The following is a 23111-nucleotide window of genomic DNA, read 5'->3' on the forward strand; positions in this document are numbered from 1 at the left end:
CTCTTCCAATTAGTGGGTGCAGGGAGGCCGTAGACCGGTAACACAACTCGGGTAGGCCCGGGACGCAGCCAGCGTCCCGGGCCTACCTTTGTCTTATGCGGATCGTGTCCCTGCTGCCCGCGGCCACCGACATCCTCGCCGTGCTCGGCAAGGCCCCGGAGCTGGTCGGCCGCACCCACGAATGCGACTGGCCAGCCGAGATCGCCACGGTGCCGGTGGTCACCACCAGCGCGATCGACCAGGACCGGATGACCAGCCGGGAGATCTCCGCCGCGGTCGGCGGGCAGCACCGGGGCTCCTCGCTCTACGGCCTGGACACCGCCCGTTTCGCCGAGCTGGCCCCCGATCTGGTGCTCACCCAGGACCTGTGCGAGGTCTGCGCGCTGTCCTACCGCCGGGTGGCCGCCGAACTGCGCGTGCTGGACACCCACACCAGGGTGCTCAGCCTGGAACCACGCACCCTGGCCGAGGTGCTCGGCTGCATCCGCCTGGTCGGCGCGGAACTCGGCGCCACCGCCGTGGCCGAGACCAGGGTGGCCGAGCTGACCGAGCGGCTGGACGCGGTGCGCGCCGCGGTGGCCGGTCGGCGCAGGCCCCGGGTGGCCGCGATCGAATGGCTGGATCCGTTGTGGCCTGCCGGGCACTGGGTGCCCGAGCAGATCAGCGTCGCCGGTGGCTTGCCGCTGCTGGCCACGGCAGGCGAGCACACCGGCGCGATGACCTGGGACACCCTGATCGCCGCCCGCCCGGACGTGATTCTCCTGCTGCCGTGCGGATTTCCGCCCACCCGGACCATGGCCGAACTGCCCCTGCTCACCGACAATCCACAGTGGACACACGTGGGCGCGGGCGAGGTGTGGGTGCTGGACGGCCCGGCCTACTTCAACCGGCCGGGCCCCAGGGTGGTGCGCGGCGCGGAGGTGCTCGCCCAGGTGCTGCACGGGATTCCGGCCGGCGAGCCGGTGACCGCGGCGGAGGCCCGGCGGATCAGCTGACCGGCCCGCACAGCGCGGTCTCGGCCACCGCCAGCACCCGGGCGAAATCGGCCATCCCGGCCGGTCGCCCGGTGGCCAGCGTGGTCACCGCGCCGCCGAGTCCGCCGTCCGGCCGCACCAGCACCCCGGACAGCCCGGAGAAACCGTGCATTTCCCCGCCGTGGCCCAGGTAATGCCCACAGGAGAGCGGAAACCGCTCCAGCCCGAGCCCGTACTCCGGCGCGGTCGGCCCGCCCGGCACCATCCTGGTCAGCTCCGCCTGCACCGCGGGCGGCAGCAGTTCGCCGCCGAGCACCGCGCGGAAGAAGCGGTTCAGCTCGGCCGGGGTGGACACCACCGATCCGGACGCGCCCATATAGGAGCTGTCCAGCTCGGTGACATCGACGAGTTTCTCCTCCACCGCGAGGTAACCGCGCGGGTGCGGCCCGCGCAGCACGACCTCGTGCGGACGCGGGAAGTAGGTCCGGCGCAGCCCGAGCGGCCGGATCACCTGCTCGGCGGTCACCTCCGCCCACGGCTGCCCGGTGACCCGCTCGATCACCTGACCCAGCAACAGATAGCCGGTGTTGACGTAGGCCCAGCCCGCACCGGGCCGGAAGAGCTGCGGCCGGTCCAGCGCATGCCCGACAAGCACCCGAGGGTCGTGCCGGTGGAACCGCCGGGCCACGAAGTCCGCGCCACTGGGCAGCGCCGGTCCGTAGTCCGGCAGCCCGCTGGTGTGCTGCAGCAGCTGGCGGATCCGGATGTCCCGCCGTCCGCCGCCGTCGTCCCCGCGCAGCACGCCCGGCAGGTAGTGCTCCACCCGCTCGTCCAGCCCGATCCGCCCGGCCGCGACCAGTCGCAGCACCGTCAGCGCGACGAAGGACTTGCCGATCGACCCGGACCGCAGCTCCCCCGGCCACGGGACTGGCGCGCCGGAACGCCGATCGCCGACCCCACCCCGGTACAGCCGATCTCGGTCACCCGCGCTGACCGCGGTCAGCACCCCGGGCAGCCCGCCGGCCACGATCCGGTCCACCCCGCGCTGCACCGCCGACCCCGCGGCCGCGGGCAGCGCGAGCCCGGTGAGCAGCGCCGCGACCACCGGTAACACCAGCCATTTCCGCATGCGTGCCACCGTGCCAGCGATCCGCGGGCTGGTCAGGAGCGGCAGAACCCGTGCGGTGGTGGGCTTTCCCCCACTGCTGACAGGATCGGCGCATGCAGCAGGTCATGATCGTCACCGGCGCGTCCGGCGGCATTGGCGCGGCCACCGCCCGGCTCGCGGCGCAGCGCGGCTTCCGGGTGGTGCTCGCCGCCCGCTCGGCCGGGCCGCTGGAGGCACTCGCCGCCGAACTGGACGGACTCGCCGTGCCCTGCGATGTCGCGCAGTGGCCGCAGGTGCGCGAGCTGGTGGCCCGGACCGTGCACCGGTTCGGGCGGCTGGACGTGGTCTTCGCCAACGCCGGATACAGCGTGTCCACCAGCTTCCGCACCGAGGCAGGCGCCCCGCCGGAGCAGTGGCGGGACATGGTGCTGACCAACGTCTACGGCGCCGCGCTCACCGCCAAGGCCGCCCTGCCGGAACTGCTGCGCGCCAACGGCCACCTGGTGCTCACCGGCTCCGCCGCCGGCCGCGGCATCCGGCCCGGCAACCTGTACTCGGCCACCAAGTGGGCGGTCACCGGCCTGGCCCAGAACATCCGGGCCGAATGCGCGGGCAGCGGCGTGCGGGTCAGCCTGCTCCAGCCCGGCCTGGTCGACACCGGCGGCATCCCGCCGGAACGCGCCGCCGAACCCAAGCTGACCCCCGAGGACGTGGCCCGCGCGGTGCTCTACGCGGTCGAGCAGCCACCACACGTCAACGTGGACGAGATCATCCTGCGCCCGGCCTAGGGAATGCGGCGGCGCGGCGGGTTCCGGCCAGCAACAGGATGTTCGCGACCAGCAGGATCGGCCAGGGCGTGAGCACCAGGACCACGGCGATGAACAGGGTCCAGATCCCCAGCACCCACGCGATGAACGGCGGCGGGGTGATGCCCCGGCGGTCCAGCCACAGCACGGTCAGGCCGACCACGATGAGCGGCACGCCGAAGCTGGCCACACTCAGCCAGTAGGCGCTGTTCGCCGGGCTCATACCGGCGAGGTCGTCCCGCCACAGTTCCCCGCTGAACCAGGCGCCGGCGTGCAGCGCGGCGCCTTTCACCGTCAGGGCGCCGAGGGTGTGCGCGGCGCCGAACAGCGTGATGAGCCAACCAGCCCACTTGATCATGTGCACTCCCCTGGTGTCATGACAGTGTCCCGCCAGTGTTATACGGTTGCGTATAACTTGAGGTTAGGCCGGTTATACGGTCCCGTACAACCAGTGCGGGGGTGAGGTGGGGCACAGCATGGGCTCGTTGCGCACACCGCGCGAGAAGTGGGTTGAGCAAGGACTGCGGGCACTGGCCGAGGGTGGCGTGGAGGCCGTGCGGGTCGAGGCACTGGCCAAGGCGCTCGGCGTGACCAAGGGCGGGTTCTACGGCTACTTCGCCGACCGCGGCGCGCTGCTGGCGGCGATGCTGGACGCCTGGGAGCGCGAGTGCGTCGATGATGTGCTCGACCAGGTCGAGCGGGAGTGCGGCGACCTGCGGGACCGGGTCCGGCTGGCCGGGCAGCTCACCTTCTCCAGCGGCCGGCTGCTGCCCATCGACCTGGCCGTGCGCGACTGGGCCCGCCGGGACGAGGCCGTCGCCGAACGTCTGCGCCGGGTGGACAACCGGCGCATGCAACTGGCGCGCGACGGGATCAGCACGTTCTGTGCCGACCCCGACGAGGTCGAGGCCCGTGCCCTGCTCGCCTTCTGCGCGGCCATCGGCAGCCACTTCCTCGCCGCCGACCACCCCGGCCGCACCCGCGCCGAGGTCCTCGCCCGCGCCGCAGACCTCCTGCTCAACGGCCCGCCCGGCGACTCCGCCCCGATCGACGGCGGCCAGCGCGACCCGCTCGCGGGCGGTCTCGACGAGGACGAGACCGAGGCCGGCTGAACCAAAGCGACCGGCAAGAGCCGAGCACCTGGGTCGGCCGCCCGCCGGGATGGTGGGTCAGAGCATGGCGAGCCGGTCCACCAGCAACTCCACCCGCCGCTCAGCGTCCCCCGGTGGCAGCCGGCCCGCCCGGGTCAGGGTGGCCAGCCCGTGCAGGGCAGCCCAGAACACCTCGGTGAACAGTCCCGGGTGCACGCCGTCCCCGGCGACCTCACCGAGGCTTTCCAGCAGGGCGGCGAAGGCGTCCTGCAACGGTTCCGGGGTGTCCTCCTGCGCGAACGCCAGGCCGCCGTCGAGCTGGAACATGGCGTCGTAGACCATCGGGTTGCGCTCGGCGAAGTCGAGGTAAGCGCGGGCGAGGGCGGTGACCCGGGCGCGCGGACCGGCTGCGGCGGAGGTCGCGGCCCGTAGCGCCACGGCCATCTCGGCGGCGCCATCGAGGGCGACGGCGCCGATGATCTCCCGCTTGCCGCGGAAATGGCTGTAGAGCACGGGCTGGCTGTACTCGATGCGCTCGGCGAGCCTGCGGGTGGTGACTGCGTCCCAGCCCTGCTGCTCGGCGAGTTCGCGGGCCGTCGCCACGATCAGGCGCTCACGATCCGCCCGTTCGCGCTCCTTGCGTTCTTGTGCCGACATGAGCCGATTCTAGCACTGCTAGACAATCGAGCGGCACTAGAGCTAGCGTTGCTCCATCATCTAGCAACACTAGATTCTTGGAGGGTCATCGTGCTCAGCGCACTCGCGGTCGTCACCGTCGTGGTCGTCGGCGTGATGGTGGGGGTGGAGTTCTCCGTCGCCCTCGTCATCAACCCGATCCTCAACGCACTCCCCGAGGACAGCGCCCAGCGCGGCCGCGCCCACGGCGGCCGGATGCTCGGCGCCGTCATGCCGTTCTGGTACATCGGTTCGCTCATCCTGAGCGCGGCCTGGGCCATCGCCGGATGGCAGCACCCTGGCACCGGCCTCGTCGTCATCGCCGCCGCGCTGCTGATCGTGAGCGTGATCATGTCGGTGCTGCTGCTCGTCCCGATCAACAACCGGGGCAAGACGTGGACCGTGGAGAACCGGCCCGCGGACTGGAAGGAGCAGATGAACCGCTGGGACCGCTTCCACTACGTCCGCGTCGCCGTCATCATCGCCGCCTTCGCCCTGCTGGCCGCCGCACTCGCCTGAGCCCGCGGGCCGAGCCGGAGCTGAAGCGGCCGGTGCGAAAAAGAAGCCGGTGGGTCAGCCCTGGGCCAGGTCGGTGAAGCGGCTGTAGTGCAGCTGGTGCGCGACCACGATGGTGGCGGTCGGGCCCGCCCGGTGCTTGGCGATGATCAGGTCGGCCTCGCCGGCCCGCGGGTCGTCGCGTTCCCAGGCGTCCGGGCGGTGGATCAGCATGACCATGTCCGCGTCCTGCTCCAGCGAGCCGGACTCGCGAAGGTCGGAGAGCATCGGGCGCTTGTCCGTGCGCTGTTCCGGACCACGGTTGAGCTGGCTCATCGCCACCAGCGGCACCTGCAGCTCCTTGGCCAGCAGCTTGAGGTTCCGGGAGAACTCCGAGACTTCCTGCTGGCGGGACTCGACCTTCTTGCCCGAGGTCATCAGCTGCATGTAGTCCAGCACGATCAGCTTGAGGTCGTGCCGCTGCTTGAGCCGCCGCGCCTTGGCCCGGATCTCCATCATGGTCATGTTCGGCGAGTCGTCGATGAACAGCGGAGCCTCGCTGATCTCGCTCATCCGCCGGGCCAGCCGGGTCCAGTCGTCATCGGTCATCCGGCCACCGCGCATGTCGGCCAATCGGATCCGGGCCTCGGCCGAGAGCATGCGCATGACGATCTCGGTCTTGCTCATTTCCAGCGAGAAAATGACGCTGGACATGCCGTGCTTGATCGAGCAGGAGCGGGCGAAGTCCAGGCCAAGGGTGGACTTGCCGACGCCGGGACGGGCCGCGACGATGATCATCTGACCCGGGTGCAGGCCGTTGGTCAGCTGGTCCAGGTCCATGAAGCCGGTGGGCACGCCGAGCGCGCTGCCGCCGCGGCTGGCGATCGCGTCGATCTCGTCCATGGTCGGCTGGAGCAGTTCCTCCAGCGCCGTGTAGTCCTCGGTGGTGCGCCGCTCGGTGACCTCGTAGATGGCCGCCTGCGCCCGGTCGACCACCTCGGTCACATCCGAGCCCTCGGCGCCGTGGTGGCCGAGCTGGACGATCTTGGTCCCGGCCTCGATCAGCCGCCGCAGCACCGCCTTCTCCGCCACGATCTCGGCGTAGTAGCCGGCGTTGGCCGCGGTGGGCACGGTGGCGATGAGGGTGTGCATGTACGGCGCGCCGCCGACCCGCAGCAGTTCGCCGCGACGCTCCAGCTCGGCCGAGACGGTGATCGCGTCGGCCGGTTCGCCGCGGGTGTAGAGGTCGAGGATGCACTCGTAGACCGACTGGTGCGCCGGGCGGTAGAAGTCGCCGGGCCGCACCACCTCGACCACGTCGGCGATGGCGTCCTTGGACAGCAGCATGCCGCCGAGCACGGACTGTTCGGCCGCGAGGTCCTGCGGGGGTTGCCGCTCGAAGCCACCGGAGGAGTCGCCGCCCCTGAAATCACGGTCGTCCACCACGGCCACGGTCGTGCACCTCCACCAAGCTCGGAACCCACCAGGATTCTGCTCGCGACCCCTGACAGATCAGGACTGACCTCTCGTCACCGAGGGCGCGCAGTGGCGACGCTAGGTCCCCCGTCTGGAGCAGGCAAACCAGCCTGTGGATCAACTTGTGGGCAGCCTGGGGATGGTTGCCCACGACTGGACACAGGTCCCCTGTGCCCTGTGGACAACTTGGGGAGAACCTGCGAGGAAAAATCTAAGCGCGCTGGTCAGAGCCTGTGTGCGCGATGTGGAAAAACTAACCCGAAACTGGTTCGGCGTGTCGCCTGTGACCGCGCCGACGGCGTGTCGCGGGCCGGGCGTCACAACTCCAGATTTGTGCTGTGACGCTGAGACAAACGAGCACAGGCGCCGCCCGTATGGAGTAGCCCCGTTCGGGCGGCGCCTGTGCTCGTAGTCGAGCAGAGCGTGCTCAGCCCGCGGCAACCACGAGGTTGACGCTGGCGGTGACCTCCGGGTGCAGGCGCACCGCGACGGTGTGCTTGCCCGTGGTCTTGATGTGGCCGGAGGTCTCGACGGAACGCTTGTCGAGCACCGGGCCACCGGCGGACTTGATCGCGGCAACGATGTCCGCGGTGGTCACCGAGCCGAAGAGCTTGCCGCCACCGGCCGCGGCGCGGCCGGCCAGCTGCACGGCGCCAAGGCCGTCGAGCTTGGCCTTGACCTCCCTGGCGTGGTCCAGGTCGCGGATCTTGCGACCCTCCTGGGCCCGGCGGATGGTCTGCACCTGCTTCTCCGCACCCTTGGTGGCCACGATGGCCAGGCCGCGGGGCAGCAGGAAGTTGCGGCCGTAGCCGTCCTTCACCTCGACGATGTCACCAGGACCACCGAGGCCGGTCACGTCAGCGGTGAGAATGAGCTTCATCGCCAACTCCTCTCTAATGGTCTCTGGGTCAGCGAGCGGTCGAGGTGTAGGGCAGCAGCGCCATCTCGCGCGAGTTCTTCACCGCGATGGCGACGTCCCGCTGGTGCTGGGAGCAGTTGCCGGTCACCCGGCGGGCACGGATCTTGCCGCGGTCGGAAATGAACTTCCGGAGCAGCGCGGTGTCCTTGTAGTCGATCAGGTGCGCGGTCTTGTCCTTGCAGAACGCGCAGACCTTCTTCTTCGGCTTGCGCACAGGCGGCTTAGCCATGTGTCGTCCTCCTGGAGCTGGACGTGGTCGTGTTCGGAGTCTCTTGGGGTGCGGTGCAGGAGCGCTGGCGAGGCAGCCGGATCAGAACGGCGGCTCGTCGTTGAAGCCGCCACCGCCACCGGAGCTGGCCGCCGGGGGCGCGGAGCCCCACGGGTCGTCGGCAGGCGCACTGCTGCCGCCGCCGGACGCGCCGTACCCACCGCCGCCGCCACCCTGGCCGCCACCGCGACTGGCGCGGTTGACCTTGGCCGTGGCGTAACGCAGCGAGGGGCCGATCTCGTCGACCTCCAGCTCGATGACGGTGCGCTTCTCGCCTTCCTTCGTGTCGAAGGAGCGCTGGCGCAGGCGTCCCTGGGCGACCACGCGCATACCGCGGGTCAGGGACTCGGCGGCGTTCTCCGCCGCCTGGCGCCAGATGCTGCACCGCAGGAACAGCGCTTCGCCGTCCTTCCACTCACCGCTGGCGCGGTCGAGTGTGCGCGGCGTGGAGGCGATGGTGAAGCTCGCCACGGCCGCACCGGACTGGGTGAAGCGCAGTTCCGGATCGGCGGTCAGGTTTCCGACCACCGTGATTACCGTCTCACCAGCCATGATTCGCGTACTCCCGCGTCAGGACTTGGGGCCCTTGGACGCCTTGGCAGCAGCCTTCGCGGCGGCCTTGGCGAACTTGGCGGGGTCGCGGCGCAGAACCTTGGTGCGCAGGACGGTGTCCTGCAGGTTCAGCTGGCGGTCGAGCTCCTTGACCGCGTCCGGCGAGCTGTTGATGTCGATGACCGTGTAAATCCCCTCAGGGGACTTGTTGATCTCGAACGACAACCGGCGCTTGCCCCAGACATCGACCTTCTCCACGTTCCCGCCCGAAGTGCGGATGACGTTGAGGAAAGTGTCCAGCGTGGGAGCGACGGTGCGCTCATCCACGTTGGGGTCCAGGATGACCATCAGTTCATAGTGACGCACGTAGACCTCACCTCCTGTGGACTAAATCGGCCACGGACTTTCCGTGGCAGGAGGGTCGTCGCGTCAGCAACCCGAGCAGGCTAACAGCCCAGTGCCGGTTGCTCCCAATCGGTGATCAGGCGGTACGCCGAAGTACCCAGGTACGGACCAGCCCAGCCGTCACCATGGACAGCGCGAGCACCGCGAGCAGCACCGGAGCCGCCACCCGCCCCGCGCCGTCGGTGGGCAGCGCGCGGGCCTGACCCGCCGAGGCCACCCCGTCACCGCCCTCGGGCAGCCCGTAGGCGCCCGCGGAGCCGGGCGAGGCCTGGCCGTAGCGGTCGCCGGGGGCCAGCGCGCCCAGTCCGCCGGGCACGGCCGCGGGCAGTCCGGAGTAGTCGTAGAGCGGCACCCGGCCGTAGTCGTAGAGGCCGCCGCCCTCAAGGCGCGGCAGCTGGAAGTCCGGGATCGGCGTGCCGGCGCCTGGGGTGCCGGGCGGCGGGGTGCCGGGGTTGGACGTGCCGGGCGGCGGCGTGCCAGGAGGCGGGGTGCCGGGGCCGGGCTGACCGGGGTTGGTGGTGCCGGGTGGCGGCTTGGGCGCGGGTGATCCGCCGGGCAGGTTCTTCGCGCCCTCCTGGATCGGCGCGGCCACCGCGTTCACCGTCTTGACCGTCACCCCGCAGCCCGCGCTGAGCACCTGCTGCACGCCCTTGACCACCTCGCCGAGGATCGGCCCGAGCAGCGGGATCCGGCGCAGCGCGTCAAGGACGCTGCCGGCGATCTGCCCGCCGGTGATGAACCCGCCCTTGCCGTCGGGCACCGCGCCGATCGGGATCGGCGGCAGCGCGCGCACGGCCTTGTCCACCGCGCCGGCCAGCGGCGGCCCGAGCAGCGGCACCCGCCGGACCACCTCGACCACCGGCGCGGCCACCGCACCCGCGCTGAGCTGGATGGGCTGGCCGGGTTTGCCCTGGACAGTCGCCCCGCAGTCGCCGATCAGGATCGGTTCAGCAGCCAGCGCTGAGCCGGCTAGTCCGACCATGCTCACCATGGCGAGCAGCACGGATGCCACGGAAAGCCGTGCGAGTCGAGCCAGCATGCCCATCCCTCCGGTGCGTACCGGTCGGTAACGTTCCTTAGGTGCAACGACGGTAGGTCGCCAAGGTGACGGTTGCCACCCCAAACCATGACGGAATGGCACACAACCTCGACTCGGGGAGTGGCCGTCAGACCCGCCGACTACGCTCTCCGGCATGCGCATCGGGGCACACGTCGCCGACGACAACCCGCTCGGCTCGGCGCAGGACCGCGGCGCCGAGGTCGTCCAGTTCTTCCTGTCCAACCCGCAGAGCTGGGAGTCACCCAAGCCGCACCCGCAGGCCGAGGCCCTGCGGGCGGCCGGGATCTCGGTCTTCGTGCACTCGCCATACGTGATCAACGTGGCCTCGCTGAACAACCGGATCCGCATCCCCTCGCGTAAATCGGTGGTGCAGCAGGCCGAGGCGGCCAAGGCCAGCGGTGCGCTGGGCCTGGTGGTGCACGGCGGGCACGTCACCAAGGGCGATGACCCGGCCGACGGCATCGCGAACTGGCGCAAGCTGTTCGAGCGGCAGGCCGAGGCGGGTGGGTTCGCGGTGCCGGTGCTGATCGAGAACACCGCCGGCGGGGACAACGCGATGGCCCGCCGCTTCGACATGCTGTCCCGGCTCTGGGACGCCGTCGGCGAGTTCGGCGCCGGGTTCTGCCTGGACACCTGCCACGCGCACGCCGCGGGCGAGGACCTGGTCGGCATCGTGGAGCGGGTCAAGGCGATCACCGGCCGGATCGACCTGGTGCACCTGAACAACTCCAGGGACGAGTTCGGCTCCTCCCGGGACCGGCACGCCAACATCGACACCGGCACGATCGAGCCGGGGGTGCTGGCCGCGGTGGTCAACGCCGCCCAGGCCCCGGTCGTGGTCGAGACCCCAGGTGACGGGCAGGCGGGCGACATCGCCTATCTGCGTTCCCAGCTACCCGCGTGATCCGCTTCGGCAGGACCGCGCTCGCCGCGCTGGTCCTGCTGTGCGGACTGCTGCTGCTCGGCGGCTACGCGAACAAGGCGCGCTGCGCCGGACCCGAGTTCGACCAGTGGGGCCGCAGCGCGCCGGACTACGCCAACCGGCACGGCGACCTCTGCTACTCCGACATCCAGCACCTGTGGCTGGGCCGGGAGGTCGACCGGCACGTCTTCCCCTACCTCGGCGGCGGCCTCGGCGAGGACGGCCAGCTCATCGGCGGTTCGGTGGAGTACCCGGTGCTCAGCGGCCTGCTGATCTGGGCCGGGGCGATCTTCGCGAACAACGACGCGGACTTCCTGCGCTACTCCAGCCTGCTGCTGGCCCCCTTCGGCCTGCTGGTGGCCTGGCTGCTGGGCGGGCTGGCCCGCTGGCGCGCGCTGATCTGGGCGCTGGCCCCCGGCCTGGTGCTGCACGCCTTCCACAACTGGGACCTGCCCGCGGTGGCCTGCGCGGTCGGCGCGGTGTACGCGGTGCACCGCGGCTGGGGCCGGGAGGGCGCGAGCCGGCCGCTGGTGGAGCGGGCAATGGTGGCGGGTGTGCTGCTCGGCCTGGGCGCCGCGCTGAAGCTGTACCCGGGATTCTTCGCCCTGCCGCTGGCCCTGTACGTGCTCACCGGTGGGGCGCAGGGCCGCTGGCTGCCGAACGGGAAGCGCTGGGACATCGCCGGCGCGGTCCGGGTGCTGCTGTCCACCGTGGTCACCGTGGTGCTGGTGAACCTGCCGTTCGCGGTGCTGGGTTACGAGGGCTGGCGGGCTTCCTTCCTCTTCCAGCAGGAGCGCAAGGTCGACATCACCACCAACTCGATCTGGTTCTGGGCCTTCCGCCCGGAGTCCGACCCGTCCAACGCGGACTTCCAGGCGCTGGTCAGCTGGCTGTCCCCGACCCTGATCGGCCTGGCCTTCGTGCTGGCCTGCCTGGTCGGCTGGCTGCGCTGGAGCGGCACCGGCGAGTACCCGTGGGTTGGCGTGTCCGGCGCCATGCTGTGCGGATTCCTGTTGCTGCACAAGGTGCACTCCCCGCAGTACACGCTGTGGCTGCTGCCCTTCTTCGTGCTGCTCGCGGTGCGCTGGGGCTGGGTGCTGGCCTACGCCGTGGCCGATCTGGCCCTGGGTATCGGGGTGTTCCTCTGGTACCACGCGATTGAGTTCAACCTGCCCATGTCGATCTACGACAGCCTGCCCGCGCAGGCGGTGATGATCGGGGTGTGGGGCAAGGTCGCGCTGCTGCTCGCGTTGTTCCTGATCCTGCCGTCCACCCCGGTCACCTTCGCGCCGGAATCAGGTGAACGGCGGATGGTCACGCTCTCATCGCGCTGATTGGGTCTGCCCCATGGCGTTGCGCGGAAAGCACTTCCTCACGACCACGGCTGTGCTGATCCTGCTGGTTTCCGGCAGCCCGGCCACGGCCGCGCCCGGTCCCGGCTGGGTCGGCACCTGGGCCGCCGCGCCCTCCTCGGCGGTGCCCGGCTCGGACCAGGGCTATGCCCAGCACTCGATGCGCAACATCGTGCACACCAGCATCGGCGGCAGCCAGGCGCGGGTGCGGCTGTCCAACGCCTTCGGCACCAGGCCGGTGCTCTTCGGCCGGGTCACCCTCGCGCTGGCCGCCAGCCCGGACACGCCGGCCGCGGTGCCCGGCAGCATGCGCGTGCTGACCTTCGGCGGCGCCACCTCGGTGACCGCGCCCGCCGGGGCCGACCTGGTCAGCGATCCGGTCGCGCTGACCGTGCCCGCCGACGGCGACCTGCTGGTCACCACCTTCACCCCGGAGCCCTCCGGCCCGGTCACCCACCACTCGATGGCGATGCAGCACTCCTACTTCAGCCGCGACGGCGACCACGCCGCGGCCGAGTCCGGGGCCGCCTTCACCGAGCAGACCGGCAGCTGGCACTACGTCAGCGCGGTGGACGTGCGCGGCACCGCCGCCCGCGGCAGCGTGGTGGCACTGGGCGATTCGATCACCGATGGCTGGAACGCCGGCATGAACACCAACCTGCGCTGGCCGGACCAGCTCGCCGACCGGCTGAACTCCCGGTTCGGCGTGCTCAACGCCGGGATCAGCGGCAACCGGGTGCTGCTGGACGGCGGCCCGCTCGGGGTGAACGCGTTGTCCAGGCTGGACCGCGATGTGCTCGCCGCGGCCGGGGTGCGCACGGTGATCGTCTTCCAGGGGATCAACGACATCCTGCAGGAACCCCGGCAGCGGGACGCACGCAAGATCATCGAGGGGCTGAAGCAGCTCGCGCAGCGGGCCAAGGCCCGTGGCCTGCGGGTGCTCGGCGGCACCATCGCGCCGATCAAGGGCATCTGGGGCTTCACCGAGGAGCTGGACGCGCCGCGCCAGGAGGTCAACCGGTTCCTGCGCAACAACCCGTACTTCGACGGCCTGGTCGATTTCGACGCGGCCCTGCGCGATGGGCCGGACCCGCTGCGGATGGCCCCGGCCTACGACTCGGGCGACCACCTGCACCCCAACGCCGCCGGATTCAAGGCGATGGCGGCCGCGGTGCCGCTCTCAGCACTGTGAACCGGAATCAGAGGATCGGCGGATGGTCCCGCTCCCAGCGCGCTGATTAGGTCGAACGCGTCCCCGTCGACGTGGCTGCAGGAGGCTCGCGAATGGCGTCCAACGGTAAGCGCTGGCTGGTTGCGTTCAGTGTGGTGGCGTTGCTGGCCTCGGGCGGTCAGGCCGTCGGGGAACCCTCGGCCGCGCCACCGGGTAACTGGGTGGGCACCTGGGCGGCCTCGCCCTCGGCCGCGTTGCCCAACACCGAGTCCGGCTACCCGAACTACTCGATCCGCAACATCGTGCACACCAGCATCGGCGGCGCCCAGGTCCGGGTCCGGCTGTCCAACGCCTTCGGCCGCGCGCCGGTGCTGTTCGGGCAGGTCACGGTCGCGCTGGCGGCCGGGGCGGACACACCGGCCGCGGTGCCGGGCACGATGCGCACGCTGACCTTCGGCGGCGAGCGGGAGATCACCGCGCCGCCCTACGCCGACGTGCTCAGCGATCCGGTCGCGCTGAACGTGCCGGCCGATGCCAACCTGCTGGTCACCACGTTCACCCCGAACCCCTCCGGCCCGGTCACCTACCACTCGCTGACCATGCAGAACTCCTACTTCACCCGCAACGGCAACCATGCCGGGGCCGAGTCCGGGGCGGCCTTCACCGAGCAGACCCGGCAGTGGCACTACGTCTCCGGCGTGGACGTGCGCGCGCCGGGCGTGCGCGGCAGCGTGGTCACTCTCGGCGACTCGATCACCGACGGCGCGAACTCCACCTGGGGCGCCAACCTGCGCTGGCCGGACCAGCTCGCCGACCGGATGAAGGCCGGTCCGGCGCACCTGCGGCTGGGCGTGCTCAACGCGGGCATCAGCGGCAACCGGCTGCTGCTGGACGGCGGCAGCGCCGGGGTGAACGCGCTGGCCAGGCTGGACCGGGACGTGCTAGCCGCCACCGGCGCCCGCACGGTGATCGTCTACGAGGGCATCAACGACATCCAGCAGACCCCGCACCAGACCGATCCGAACCGGATCATCGCCGCGCTCAAGCAGATCGCGCAGCGCAGCAAGGACCGCGGGCTGCGTGTGCTGGGCGCCACCATCACCCCGTTCAAGGGCTGGCACTCCTACAGCGAGCAGCTGGAGGCCACCCGGCAGGCGGTCAACCGCTACATCCGCGCCAACACCGACTTCGACGGCCTGATCGACTTCGACGCGACCATCCGCGATCCGCAGGACCCGCAGCGGATCAAGCCCGAGTACGACCAGGGCGACCACCTGCACCCGGGCGACGCCGGGTTCAAGGCGATGGCCGCCGCGGTCAGCCTGTCAGCGCTGTAGCCGCGGCCTCGGCCTGCTCGCGCTGCTTCTTCGCGGCGCGGGCAGGCCCGAGCACGAAGACATCCGGCGCGCCGTCCAGCGGACCGCCCGCCGGATCGTCCACCCCGAAGGCACGCACCCGGTCCCGCTCCGGCCGGTAGATCTCGCGCAGGATCAGCACGCACAGCAGCACCACGAAGACGTCCCGGATGACCACCGCGCCCAGGAACCAGTCCTGCGGCAGGCCCTTGTTGTCCGGGCCGAGGTAGAAGTACATCCGCGGCGCCCAGACCAGCGCGTCCACCACCATCCAGGCCAGCAGCAGCCGCCAGCGCGGCAACGCCAGCACGGCCAGCGGCACCAGCCACAGCGAGTACTGCGGACTCCACACCTTGTTGGTCAGCAGGAAGGCCGCCACCACCAGGAAGGCCAGCTGGGCCACCCGCGGCCGGCGCGGCGCGGACAGTGCCACCCAGCCGATTCCCGCGCAGCACAACAGGAACAGCACCGCGGTGACCGTGTTCAGCACGGTCGGCGAGGCCCCGGCCGGCAGTGGGCCGTCAAAGCCGCTCCAGCCGGTGAAGTACTGGATGACGTTGTAGATGCTGTCCGGGTCGACCCCGCGTTCGGAGTTGAGCCGGAAGAACTCCCGCCAGCCGTCCGGGTAGAGGAAGTAGATCGGCGCGTTCACCGCGGCCCAGGCCAGCGCCGCGGTCCAGGTGGTCCGCCACCAGTGCCCCATCCGCCCGGATCTCAGGCACAGCACCAGCAACGGCCCGAGGAAGAACAACGGATACAGCTTCGCCGCCGCGCCCAGCCCCAGCAACACCCCGGCCAGCCCCGGCCGGTTCCGCGCCCAGGCCAGCAACGCCACCGCGGCGAACGCGGTGGCCAGGGTGTCGAAGTTGGTGAAGGCGTGCACCACGACCAGCAGCGAGACCGCCGCGATGGCCGCGTCCCACGGCCGCCGCCCGGTGAGCTTGAAGGTCGCCCAGATGGTCACCAGCCAGGCCAGCGCCAGCCACAGCGAACTGAAGTTGAAGTAGACGATCACCGCCATCGCGTTGGGCAGCCAGCCACTGTTGGCGATGGCCACCCAGCCGTGCGCGAGCTGGGCGTTGAACCACTGGAACAACCCGGACAGCACCGGGTACTCCATGTAGCGCACCTGCCCGTTGTCCTCCACCCAGGAGGTCTTGTACGGGAACAGGCCCTTGTCCAGCCGCTCCGCGGTGTAGAGCGGAACGGTGTCGGAGTAGCACATCGCCACGTACTGCCGGGAATCCCGCCAGTCCAGCTGCACCACACCCTGGTCGTCCACGTACTCCTGCACACACGGCGCCTTGGCCGTGTACCCCAGCGCCAGCGTCAGGGTGGCCAGCAGCAACACCACCCGCAACGGCGTCCAGAACCAGTGCCGCCCCACCACCGCATGCCGCCCCAGCAACCCGCCGGCCGGCCTGCTGGCCTGCCGCGCGATCGGCTCGGACCAGGTCGCGACCTCCCGCTCCCGCGGTGTCAGCGACTCGGTGTCCGCGATCCGCTTGGACGCGGGCGGCGCCTGGCTCCAGTCGCCATCGGTGGCCTGCGGCTCGGGCCGCTCCGGTGCATGGGACACCTTGCGGATGCTACGGGGAAGCGCGGAACGAAGAAGGCGGGGAGGTGAACTGCCACCTCCCCGCCTTGATCAGTTGCCGTTGCCGCCACCTCCGCGGCCGCCGCCGCGCGGCTCACCACCAGGTGGTGGATCCTCTTCGGAGGTCTTGGTCGGTTTGCCAGTGCCGGTCGGGGTCGGCTTGCAGCTCGGGAAGGGCCAGCCGCCGCAGGTCGGGGTCGGCCTGGTGTTGGTCGGCCTGCTGCTGGTCGGTTCCTCGCTGCTGGTCGGCGGGACCGAGCTTCCCGAGGTGGAGGTCGCCGAGGTGTTGCTGGTGCTGGTCACCGGCGCCTCGAACTGGCCGATCGGGTTGGCCTTGGCGAAGTTCTCGGACTTGGTGCCGTTGAGATAGGTGTCCATGAACTCCTTCCAGACCGCGCCCGGCTCGTCCTTGCCGTACATATCCTTCGGGCCCACGAGTTTGCCGGTCTGGGAGTTCCAGCGGCCCTTGAGGATCTCGTTGTAGTCGGTGCCGACCCAGACCGCGGTGGAGATCGACGGGGTGTAACCCACCATCCAGGCACGGGAGTTGTGGCTGCTGCCCTTCTCCTTCTCGTACTGGTGGGTGCCGGTCTTGGCGGCCGAGGGCCGACCGTTGTCCAGCGGCAGCTTCGAGTACCCGGCGACCGGCTTGAGCGCTTCGGTCACGTTGCGCGCGATGTCGGTGTTGTGCTTGCTGTCGCTCTGGTCGAAGGCGGGCTTGGCGGGCTCGCTGAACTCGTGCAGGGTTTTGCCCGCGGCGTCGACCACCTTGGCCACGAAGTGCTGCTCGTTCTTCATGCCGTCGTTGGCGAAGGTGGCGTAGGCCGCGGACATGTCCATGGTCCGGACCTCGTAGCCGCCCAGCGCGATACCCGCGGACGGGGAGCCGCCGTTGCCCAGGCCCAGGCTGGGCTTGTTGTTGATTTCGGTCGGGATCCCGGCCTCCTGGGCCGCCTTGGCCACCGTCTTGGTGCCCACCTGCAGGGCGAGGTCGACGAAGGCGGTGTTGACCGAGTACTCGGTCATCTGCCGGATCGAGCACTGGGTGCATGGGTACTTGCCCGCGTTGGACACGGTGTACCCACTGTTGCCCTTGCCGAAGGTGCGCGGCGAGCTGGCGTCGAACGGTGTGCCCAGACCGATGTCCTTCTCCAGCGCCGCGGCCACCACGAATGCCTTGAACGAGGAGCCGGGCGGCTGAGCGGACTTGGCGTAGTCGGTGCCCTTGCCGTCCTTGCTGCCGTAGTAGGCCAGCACGCCGCCGGTCTTCGGGTCGGTGGCCACCAGGGCCGAGCGCAGATTTTCCGGCTGGCCGCTGGCGAAGACCACCTTCTGCACGGCGGCCTCGGCGGCCTCCTGCGCCTTCTTGTCGATGGTCGTGGTGATCGTGTAGCCGTACTTCTGGGCTGCGGTCATGCTGATCTTCTTGCGTTCCAGCTCGGTTTCGATCTGCTGCTGGATCAGGGCCTTCGGGCCGGACGCGCCACCACGCGCCTTGATCGCTTCTGCCCGGTTGCGCAGCTGGCCGGGCTGCTCGCCGTCCTCGGGGAACTGCATCTGGTCGCGGGCGGCCTTCTGGAGCTTGCCGTTCTCGACCATCTTGTCCAGCACGTCGTTCCAGCGCTTGACCGACTTCTCCCGGTTGATCGCCGGGTCCCACTCGTACGGGCGCTGGATGACCGCGGCCAGGATCGCCGCCTCTTCCGGACGGTTGATCTCCTTGGCGCTCTTGTTGAAGTACGCCTTGGCCGCCGCCTCGATGCCCTCGGCGCCACGGCCGAAGGAGATCACGTTGAGGTAGTTGGTCAGGATGTCGTTCTTCGAGTACTGGGCGTCCATTTTCGCCGACTTCACCAGCTCGGTGAACTTACGGGTCAGCGTGGGCGCGTCGTCGCCGGTGGAGATCTTGATGTACTGCTGGGTGATGCCGGAGCCACCGCCGGTGCCGCCGGTGAGGTTGTTGAACACCGCGCGCAGGATGCCGATCGGGTCGAAGCCAGGGTTCTCGAAGAAGTTCTTGTCCTCGGTCGAGAGCACCGCTTCCTTGATGACCTGCGGGATCTCCTCGAACTTCAGCTGGACCCGCTCGCCGCCCTTGGGCACCACCTTGGCGAGTTCGCTGCCGTCGGAGTAGTTGATCGTGACCACCTGGTTGTGGTTCTTGAAGACCTCTTCCGGCTTGAGCACGGTGACGAACTGGTAGGCGACGATGAAGGCAACCACCGGCGCGATGATGGCCAGGCCGGCGAGCACGTAACTGGTGCGGCGAACGCGGCGCCAGATCTTCTTCTTGCGCAGTTTGCGTTCCTCCTCCGGATCCGGTGCGTCGGCGTCGATGACGTGGCTGTCGTCGTAGTCCGGGTCGCCGGGGAGGGGCTCGCGGTGGGTGAGCAGCTCGGGCTCACGCGGGTACGGGTCGTCCGCCACCGGCGGGAACAGGTCGGTGGGCGCCTCGCCCGGGTGCTGCTGGCGCGGCGGCATGCCACCGGGGCCACCAGGACCGCCGGGGCCGCCGTTGAACGGCGGGTGCTGGCCGGGCGGGCCGGGCGGACGACCGCCAGGACCACCGGGCATCGGCGCGCCGCCGGGCGGGGTGTTCGGACCGCCGTGACCCATCGGGGCGCCGCCAGGGGGCGTGTTCGGACCGCCGTAGGGCATCGGACCGCCGCGGGGCGGGGTGTTCGGGCCACCAGGTCCACCGGGCATCGGGGGACGGCCGCCCTGCGGGGGCATCGGGGGGCGCTGGCCGCCGGGTGGCCCGCCCTGCGGCCCACCCGGGGGCGGCCCCTGGCGGGGGCCCGGCGGCGGAGTGTCGTCTTCGTCCCAGTTGGGCACCCACTGACCGGTGTGCTCACCGGTCTGCTCAGGTCCACCCGGCCGGCCGTCACGCCGTCGGTCGTCGCGCTCGTTCACGAAAAGGCCCTTCCACCGCCGTCGCACGGTGCGACGTCGTTTGGCGGTCGTTCGTCAGTACGTACCAGCGACATGAGCCGGATCACTCCGCGGCGGTCTTCCTTTGGGAGCTGCCGCTGCGCAGTCCATCCGTCCCCAGGACGTATGACTGCACCAGGTGGTTCCAGCTGCAGGTGCGGCACACCTCGACTACGTAGACGCTGAACTCCTCGAAGAGGGTTGCCATCCTGGCGAGTTCTTCAGCTGTGCGGGCCGAACCCGCAGCGTGCTTCAGCTCGTCGCCGTAGACCCAGGACACCAGCGTCAGGGGTTCCTTGCGGCACACAGGGCAGGTCACCGTGCTCGGTTCACCGTGGAACTTCGCCGCTCGGAGCAGGTATGGACTGGCGTCACACACCTCCATGACCCCAGACCGGCCGGAGTAGACCTCGGCGAGCAGCGCACGGCGCTGCAACGCGTAGTCCACCACCTGCCGCTGGGTTCGCACCCCATCAGACTACGTGGCTGGCACAAGGCCCCGGTGAGCCGTTCAGGGCAGTGCTGCCGGGTCGTTGTTCATCTCACGCCCGGAAGCTGGTGGTTTCGATGTATCGGCCCGATATAGTCCGACTGCCTGTCAACCGCGTCACAATCACGTCCGGAAGGGGTGCCAGATGCTGGAGCTGGCGATCCTCGGCATCCTGCACCGGGCCCCGATGCACGGCTACGAACTGCGGAAACAACTGGGCTGCCTGCTCTGCGGGCATCGCCCGGCGTTCTCCTTCGGCTCGCTCTACCCCACCCTGCGGCGGTTGCAGCGAGCCGGACTGATCGCCGAGGACGGTGGCGAGCCCAGTGCCTCCGCCGGCCGGGCCCGGCGGGTGTACGGACTGAGCGCGGCCGGCCGGGAGCACTTCGCCGGCCTGCTCGCCGAGGTCAACCCGCAGCACTGGGAGGACGACTGCTTCGGCGTCCGGCTGGCCTTCTTCTCCCGCACGCCGCCGGAGGCGCGGCTGCGGATCCTGGCGGGCAGGCGGCGCTGCGTGGCGGAACGGCAGGAGCGGATCAGGTCCACCCTGGACCGATCCTGCGAGCACGTCGACCACTACACCCGGCAGTTGCAGCGACTCGGCCTGGACGGCGCCGAGCGCGAGGTGCGGTGGCTGGACGAGTTGATCGAGGCGGAACACCGCCAGCGATGAGGACGACTTTGAAGGAGGACCCGGCCATGTCCGGAGACCGCCGCAGTGTGCGGGTGGCCATCGTCGGCGTCGGGAACTGCGCCGCGTCCCTGGTGCAGGGCGTGCAGTACTACCGCGACGCCGACCCCGACAGCCGGGTGCCCGGCCTGATGCACGTGCAGTTCGGCGACTACCACGTCCGCGACATCGAGTTCGTGGCCGCGTTCGACGTGGACGCCAAGAAGGTCGGCATGGACCTGTCCGAGGCGATCCTGGCCAGCGAGAACAACACCATCAAGATCTGCGACGTGCCGCCGCTGGGCGTCAGCGTGCAGCGCGGGCACACCCTGGACGGCCTCGGCCGGTACTACCGGGAGACCATCCAGGAGTCCGACGAGCAGCCGGTGGACGTCGCGCGGGCCTTACGCGAGGCCGAGGTGGACGTGCTGGTCTCCTACCTGCCGGTGGGTTCGGAGGCGGCCGACCGCTTCTACGCCCAGGCCGCCATCGACGCGGGCGTCGGCTTCGTCAACGCGCTGCCGGTGTTCATCGCCAGCGACCCGGTGTGGGCGGAGAAGTTCCGCGCCGCCGGCGTGCCGATCGTGGGTGACGACATCAAGTCCCAGGTCGGTGCCACCATCACGCACCGCGTGCTGGCCAGGCTGTTCGAGGACCGCGGGGTCGTGCTGGACCGCACCATGCAGCTCAACGTGGGCGGCAACATGGACTTCATGAACATGCTGGAGCGCGACCGCCTGGAGTCCAAGAAGGTCTCCAAGACCCAGGCCGTCACCTCCCAGGTCGACCACGACCTCGGCGCCCGCAACGTGCACATCGGCCCGTCCGACTACGTGGCCTGGCTGGACGACCGCAAGTGGGCCTACGTCCGCCTGGAAGGCCGCGCCTTCGGCGACGTGCCGCTGAACCTGGAGTACAAGCTGGAGGTCTGGGACTCGCCCAACTCCGCGGGCGTGATCATCGACGCGGTCCGCGCCGCCAAGATCGCCCTGGACCGCGGCATCGGCGGCCCGGTGCTGTCCGCCTCCTCCTACTTCATGAAGTCCCCGCCGGAGCAGTACGACGACTCGGTGGCGCGGGACAAGGTCGAGCAGTTCATCCGCGGCGAGGACTGATCCCGCGGGCCGCGGGCGGTGTCAGGCGCACCGGCCGCGGCCCGACTGACCGAGGCAGCAGCGATCCCAGTCGAACAGCTGCGATCTTGCTCGCGCCAGGTAGTCGCGGGCGGTTCCGGTGCTTGGCTCGAAGTGTCGCCCGAGCACAAGCACGCCTACCCGAGCCGCGCCCGCGTCCTTGAGGGCCGCACAGGCGGACTGGGCGTGGCTGCCAGTGGTCCACGTGTCGTCGACCAGGAGCACGTTGCGGTCGGCCACATCCGCACACACCTGGAACCGATCCGGGGTGAAGACGCGGTCAGCGAAGCCCGGCACCGGTGCCAGTGCGGGGACGAAGCGCGCCCGAGTCCGGCCGATGTTGCTGCTCAGCATCCGGTGCAGTGGATGGGAGAGCCTTCCCCGGGTGCTTGGCACCGCGGCGACCACCTCGAACCGTTCTGCCTGTGCGGCGCTGGCCAGGCACGTCTCGTGCTGACGCAGGAAGTACTCCAGGATGGTGGCGAATCCGTTGAACAGCGTTGCCTGCGCCCGGTTGTCGCCGTTCTTGTACAGCGACAGTTCCCGGGCGAACTGTCCACCCTTGACCGCCAGGGCGATCGGGGTGACCACGTCAGCGAGTGAGCGGGCTTGATCACAGTGTTTGTTGCACTGAAAGCACTGTGGCCAGCGTTCGACCTCGCGCCAGCAGGTGGTGCACACTCCGGGGCCGGCCGATGGCACCGGAATCAGGACGTTGCGGTAGCTCTGGAGCTTCCAGGAGATCGGACGCACTGCGGTTAGAGCTGGATCAGGTCGGGTGCTTCGGCAATCAGCTCATCCAGAACCTTGAGCACATGGCCCGGGTTCTCCAACACGGTGGTGTTCGGACGCTGTGCCATTGCCTGGCCCCAATTCGTGCCGTGCACCACCTCCGGCGTCAGGAACACATGCCTGCCGTGCTCCAGCGCCACCCGCGCCTGGATTCGCGCCCCGCTGTGCTCGCCGGCCTCGACCACCACGGTCGCGCTCGCGCAGCCGCTCATCACCGCGTTCCGCATCGGGAACTGATGCTTCGCCGGGCCGGTGTCCGGCCAGAACTGGGACAGCACCGCCCCGGTTCGGCCGATCTCCTGTTGCAGCTCGGCGTTTTCCGCCGGATAGCCATGCCGAAGGCCAGTGCCGATGACCGCAACGGTCCGCGCGCCGGCGTCCAGCACAGCCCGATGTGCGGCGGTGTCCACACCGGCGGCAAGTCCGCTGACGACGGTCCAGCCGGCCTGCGCCAGCTCCGTCGCAAGCTCCCGCGTCCTGCTCAGCCCCCGCGGACTCGCGGCCCGGCTGCCGACCACCGCGACTGACCGCTCATCTTGCGGATCGAGGCTTCCCCGGTAGGTCAGGAACGGCGGGCGCTGGTGGACCAGCATCAGCTGCACCGGGTAGTCCTTGTCGAGCAGTGTGACAAGTCTGATGCCCTCGCCCGCCCAGGACTCGATCTCCCGCGCGAGCAGGCCGACCTCAGCGGCCAGATCACGTTCGACATGATCAAGTGTGGGCTGCTCAGGGGTCAGCAGTTCATCGAGGACCGCGATCGCGGACCCTGCATCTTCCACCGCCATCGCGACCTCGGCCCACGAGCGGCCACTGTCTCGTAGGACAAGCAGGAGAGCTGCCTGTTCCCGCTGATCTGCCACGGTGTCATC

The 23111-nt window shown here is 70.1% G+C and carries 24 protein-coding genes; 10 read left to right on the forward strand and 14 right to left on the reverse strand.

The annotated features are described in order from the left end of the window. The first annotated feature begins 95 nt into the window (after positions 1 to 95). Positions 96 to 995 (forward strand): cobalamin-binding protein, encoded by a 900-nt coding sequence (locus tag MZC64_RS00225; RefSeq protein ID WP_247755055.1) that lies wholly within the window; start codon positions 96 to 98, stop codon positions 993 to 995. Here MZC64_RS00225 and MZC64_RS00230 read toward each other — a convergent pair. After that, a complete protein-coding gene (locus MZC64_RS00230) occupies positions 988 to 2103 on the reverse strand; it encodes a serine hydrolase (RefSeq protein ID WP_247755056.1) in 1116 nt (371 codons plus the stop codon). The genes MZC64_RS00225 and MZC64_RS00230 overlap by 8 nt on opposite strands. A gap of 92 nt (positions 2104 to 2195) precedes the next feature. On the opposite strand from MZC64_RS00230, the gene MZC64_RS00235 reads away from it, so the two are divergent. Then, the gene (locus MZC64_RS00235) at positions 2196 to 2870 is read left to right on the forward strand and encodes an SDR family oxidoreductase (protein WP_247755057.1); all 675 of its coding nucleotides are present in this window, start codon (positions 2196 to 2198) and stop codon (positions 2868 to 2870) included. Here MZC64_RS00235 and MZC64_RS00240 read toward each other — a convergent pair. Beyond that, positions 2851 to 3246 carry a DUF6463 family protein gene (locus MZC64_RS00240; protein WP_247755058.1) on the reverse strand — a complete coding sequence of 132 codons (396 nt, stop codon included), beginning with the start codon at positions 3244 to 3246 and terminating at the stop codon, positions 2851 to 2853. The genes MZC64_RS00235 and MZC64_RS00240 overlap by 20 nt on opposite strands. 118 nt (positions 3247 to 3364) lie before the next feature. On the opposite strand from MZC64_RS00240, the gene MZC64_RS00245 reads away from it, so the two are divergent. After that, entirely contained in the window at positions 3365 to 4000 is a 636-nt protein-coding gene (locus MZC64_RS00245) for a TetR/AcrR family transcriptional regulator (RefSeq protein ID WP_247755059.1), read from the forward strand. A gap of 57 nt (positions 4001 to 4057) precedes the next feature. On the opposite strand, the gene MZC64_RS00250 is transcribed toward MZC64_RS00245, so the two are convergent. Then, the gene (locus tag MZC64_RS00250; RefSeq protein WP_247755060.1) at positions 4058 to 4636 is read right to left on the reverse strand and encodes a TetR/AcrR family transcriptional regulator; all 579 of its coding nucleotides are present in this window, start codon (positions 4634 to 4636) and stop codon (positions 4058 to 4060) included. A gap of 90 nt (positions 4637 to 4726) precedes the next feature. Between MZC64_RS00250 and MZC64_RS00255 the strand changes: the two genes are divergently transcribed. After that, positions 4727 to 5173: a DUF1772 domain-containing protein gene (locus MZC64_RS00255; protein WP_247755061.1), complete on the forward strand. Its 447-nt coding sequence runs from the start codon at positions 4727 to 4729 to the stop codon at positions 5171 to 5173. A gap of 54 nt (positions 5174 to 5227) precedes the next feature. On the opposite strand, the gene dnaB is transcribed toward MZC64_RS00255, so the two are convergent. The 6 genes from dnaB to MZC64_RS00285 all read right to left on the reverse strand — a co-directional run bounded on the left by dnaB (position 5228) and on the right by MZC64_RS00285 (position 9808). Beyond that, positions 5228 to 6601, reverse strand: coding sequence for a replicative DNA helicase (gene dnaB / locus MZC64_RS00260; RefSeq protein WP_247755062.1), 1374 nt, complete (start codon positions 6599 to 6601; stop codon positions 5228 to 5230). 451 nt (positions 6602 to 7052) lie between these two features. After that, positions 7053 to 7505: a 50S ribosomal protein L9 gene (gene rplI, locus MZC64_RS00265; protein WP_247755063.1), complete on the reverse strand. Its 453-nt coding sequence runs from the start codon at positions 7503 to 7505 to the stop codon at positions 7053 to 7055. 28 nt (positions 7506 to 7533) lie between these two features. Next, the gene (gene rpsR / locus MZC64_RS00270) at positions 7534 to 7773 is read right to left on the reverse strand and encodes a 30S ribosomal protein S18 (protein ID WP_086781836.1); all 240 of its coding nucleotides are present in this window, start codon (positions 7771 to 7773) and stop codon (positions 7534 to 7536) included. Positions 7774 to 7854: 81 nt separating this feature from the next. Then, positions 7855 to 8364, reverse strand: coding sequence for a single-stranded DNA-binding protein (locus MZC64_RS00275; RefSeq protein ID WP_247755064.1), 510 nt, complete (start codon positions 8362 to 8364; stop codon positions 7855 to 7857). Between the two features lie 18 nt (positions 8365 to 8382). Beyond that, positions 8383 to 8730, reverse strand: a complete 348-nt coding sequence (gene rpsF / locus MZC64_RS00280; RefSeq protein ID WP_185000969.1) for a 30S ribosomal protein S6 — start codon at positions 8728 to 8730, stop codon at positions 8383 to 8385. Between the two features lie 115 nt (positions 8731 to 8845). Beyond that, a complete protein-coding gene (locus MZC64_RS00285) occupies positions 8846 to 9808 on the reverse strand; it encodes a hypothetical protein (RefSeq protein ID WP_247755065.1) in 963 nt (320 codons plus the stop codon). Positions 9809 to 9962: 154 nt separating this feature from the next. Here MZC64_RS00285 and MZC64_RS00290 point away from each other — a divergent pair, with 154 nt between their 5' ends. From MZC64_RS00290 to MZC64_RS00305, 4 genes are all read left to right on the forward strand, one after another. Further along, entirely contained in the window at positions 9963 to 10733 is a 771-nt protein-coding gene (locus tag MZC64_RS00290) for a deoxyribonuclease IV (RefSeq protein ID WP_247755066.1), read from the forward strand. Beyond that, entirely contained in the window at positions 10730 to 12085 is a 1356-nt protein-coding gene (locus tag MZC64_RS00295) for a hypothetical protein (protein ID WP_247755067.1), read from the forward strand. The genes MZC64_RS00290 and MZC64_RS00295 overlap by 4 nt, the downstream gene beginning before the upstream one ends. A gap of 13 nt (positions 12086 to 12098) precedes the next feature. After that, entirely contained in the window at positions 12099 to 13295 is a 1197-nt protein-coding gene (locus MZC64_RS00300) for an SGNH/GDSL hydrolase family protein (protein WP_247755068.1), read from the forward strand. Between the two features lie 92 nt (positions 13296 to 13387). Further along, positions 13388 to 14611: an SGNH/GDSL hydrolase family protein gene (locus MZC64_RS00305; RefSeq protein WP_247755069.1), complete on the forward strand. Its 1224-nt coding sequence runs from the start codon at positions 13388 to 13390 to the stop codon at positions 14609 to 14611. On the opposite strand, the gene MZC64_RS00310 is transcribed toward MZC64_RS00305, so the two are convergent. From MZC64_RS00310 to MZC64_RS00320, 3 genes are all read right to left on the reverse strand, one after another. Beyond that, positions 14592 to 16130 (reverse strand): glycosyltransferase 87 family protein, encoded by a 1539-nt coding sequence (locus tag MZC64_RS00310; RefSeq protein WP_247756170.1) that lies wholly within the window; start codon positions 16128 to 16130, stop codon positions 14592 to 14594. The genes MZC64_RS00305 and MZC64_RS00310 overlap by 20 nt on opposite strands. Before the next feature lie 147 nt (positions 16131 to 16277). Further along, a complete protein-coding gene (locus tag MZC64_RS00315; protein ID WP_247755070.1) occupies positions 16278 to 18932 on the reverse strand; it encodes a transglycosylase domain-containing protein in 2655 nt (884 codons plus the stop codon). Positions 18933 to 19221: 289 nt separating this feature from the next. Then, a complete protein-coding gene (locus MZC64_RS00320; protein WP_247755071.1) occupies positions 19222 to 19626 on the reverse strand; it encodes a DUF5318 domain-containing protein in 405 nt (134 codons plus the stop codon). Between the two features lie 166 nt (positions 19627 to 19792). Between MZC64_RS00320 and MZC64_RS00325 the strand changes: the two genes are divergently transcribed. Together MZC64_RS00325 and MZC64_RS00330 are read left to right on the forward strand one after the other, a co-directional pair. After that, entirely contained in the window at positions 19793 to 20320 is a 528-nt protein-coding gene (locus MZC64_RS00325; RefSeq protein ID WP_247755072.1) for a PadR family transcriptional regulator, read from the forward strand. Between the two features lie 26 nt (positions 20321 to 20346). Further along, the gene (locus MZC64_RS00330; RefSeq protein WP_247755073.1) at positions 20347 to 21432 is read left to right on the forward strand and encodes an inositol-3-phosphate synthase; all 1086 of its coding nucleotides are present in this window, start codon (positions 20347 to 20349) and stop codon (positions 21430 to 21432) included. 21 nt (positions 21433 to 21453) lie between these two features. On the opposite strand, the gene MZC64_RS00335 is transcribed toward MZC64_RS00330, so the two are convergent. Together MZC64_RS00335 and MZC64_RS00340 are read right to left on the reverse strand one after the other, a co-directional pair. After that, positions 21454 to 22041 (reverse strand): phosphoribosyltransferase, encoded by a 588-nt coding sequence (locus MZC64_RS00335; RefSeq protein WP_247755074.1) that lies wholly within the window; start codon positions 22039 to 22041, stop codon positions 21454 to 21456. A gap of 167 nt (positions 22042 to 22208) precedes the next feature. Continuing rightward, entirely contained in the window at positions 22209 to 23102 is an 894-nt protein-coding gene (locus MZC64_RS00340) for a DNA-processing protein DprA (protein WP_247755075.1), read from the reverse strand. Positions 23103 to 23111 lie beyond the last annotated feature (9 nt).

It is taken from the genome of Crossiella sp. S99.2, from assembly GCF_023094165.1.
Taxonomy (GTDB): Bacteria; Actinomycetota; Actinomycetes; order Mycobacteriales; family Pseudonocardiaceae; genus Crossiella.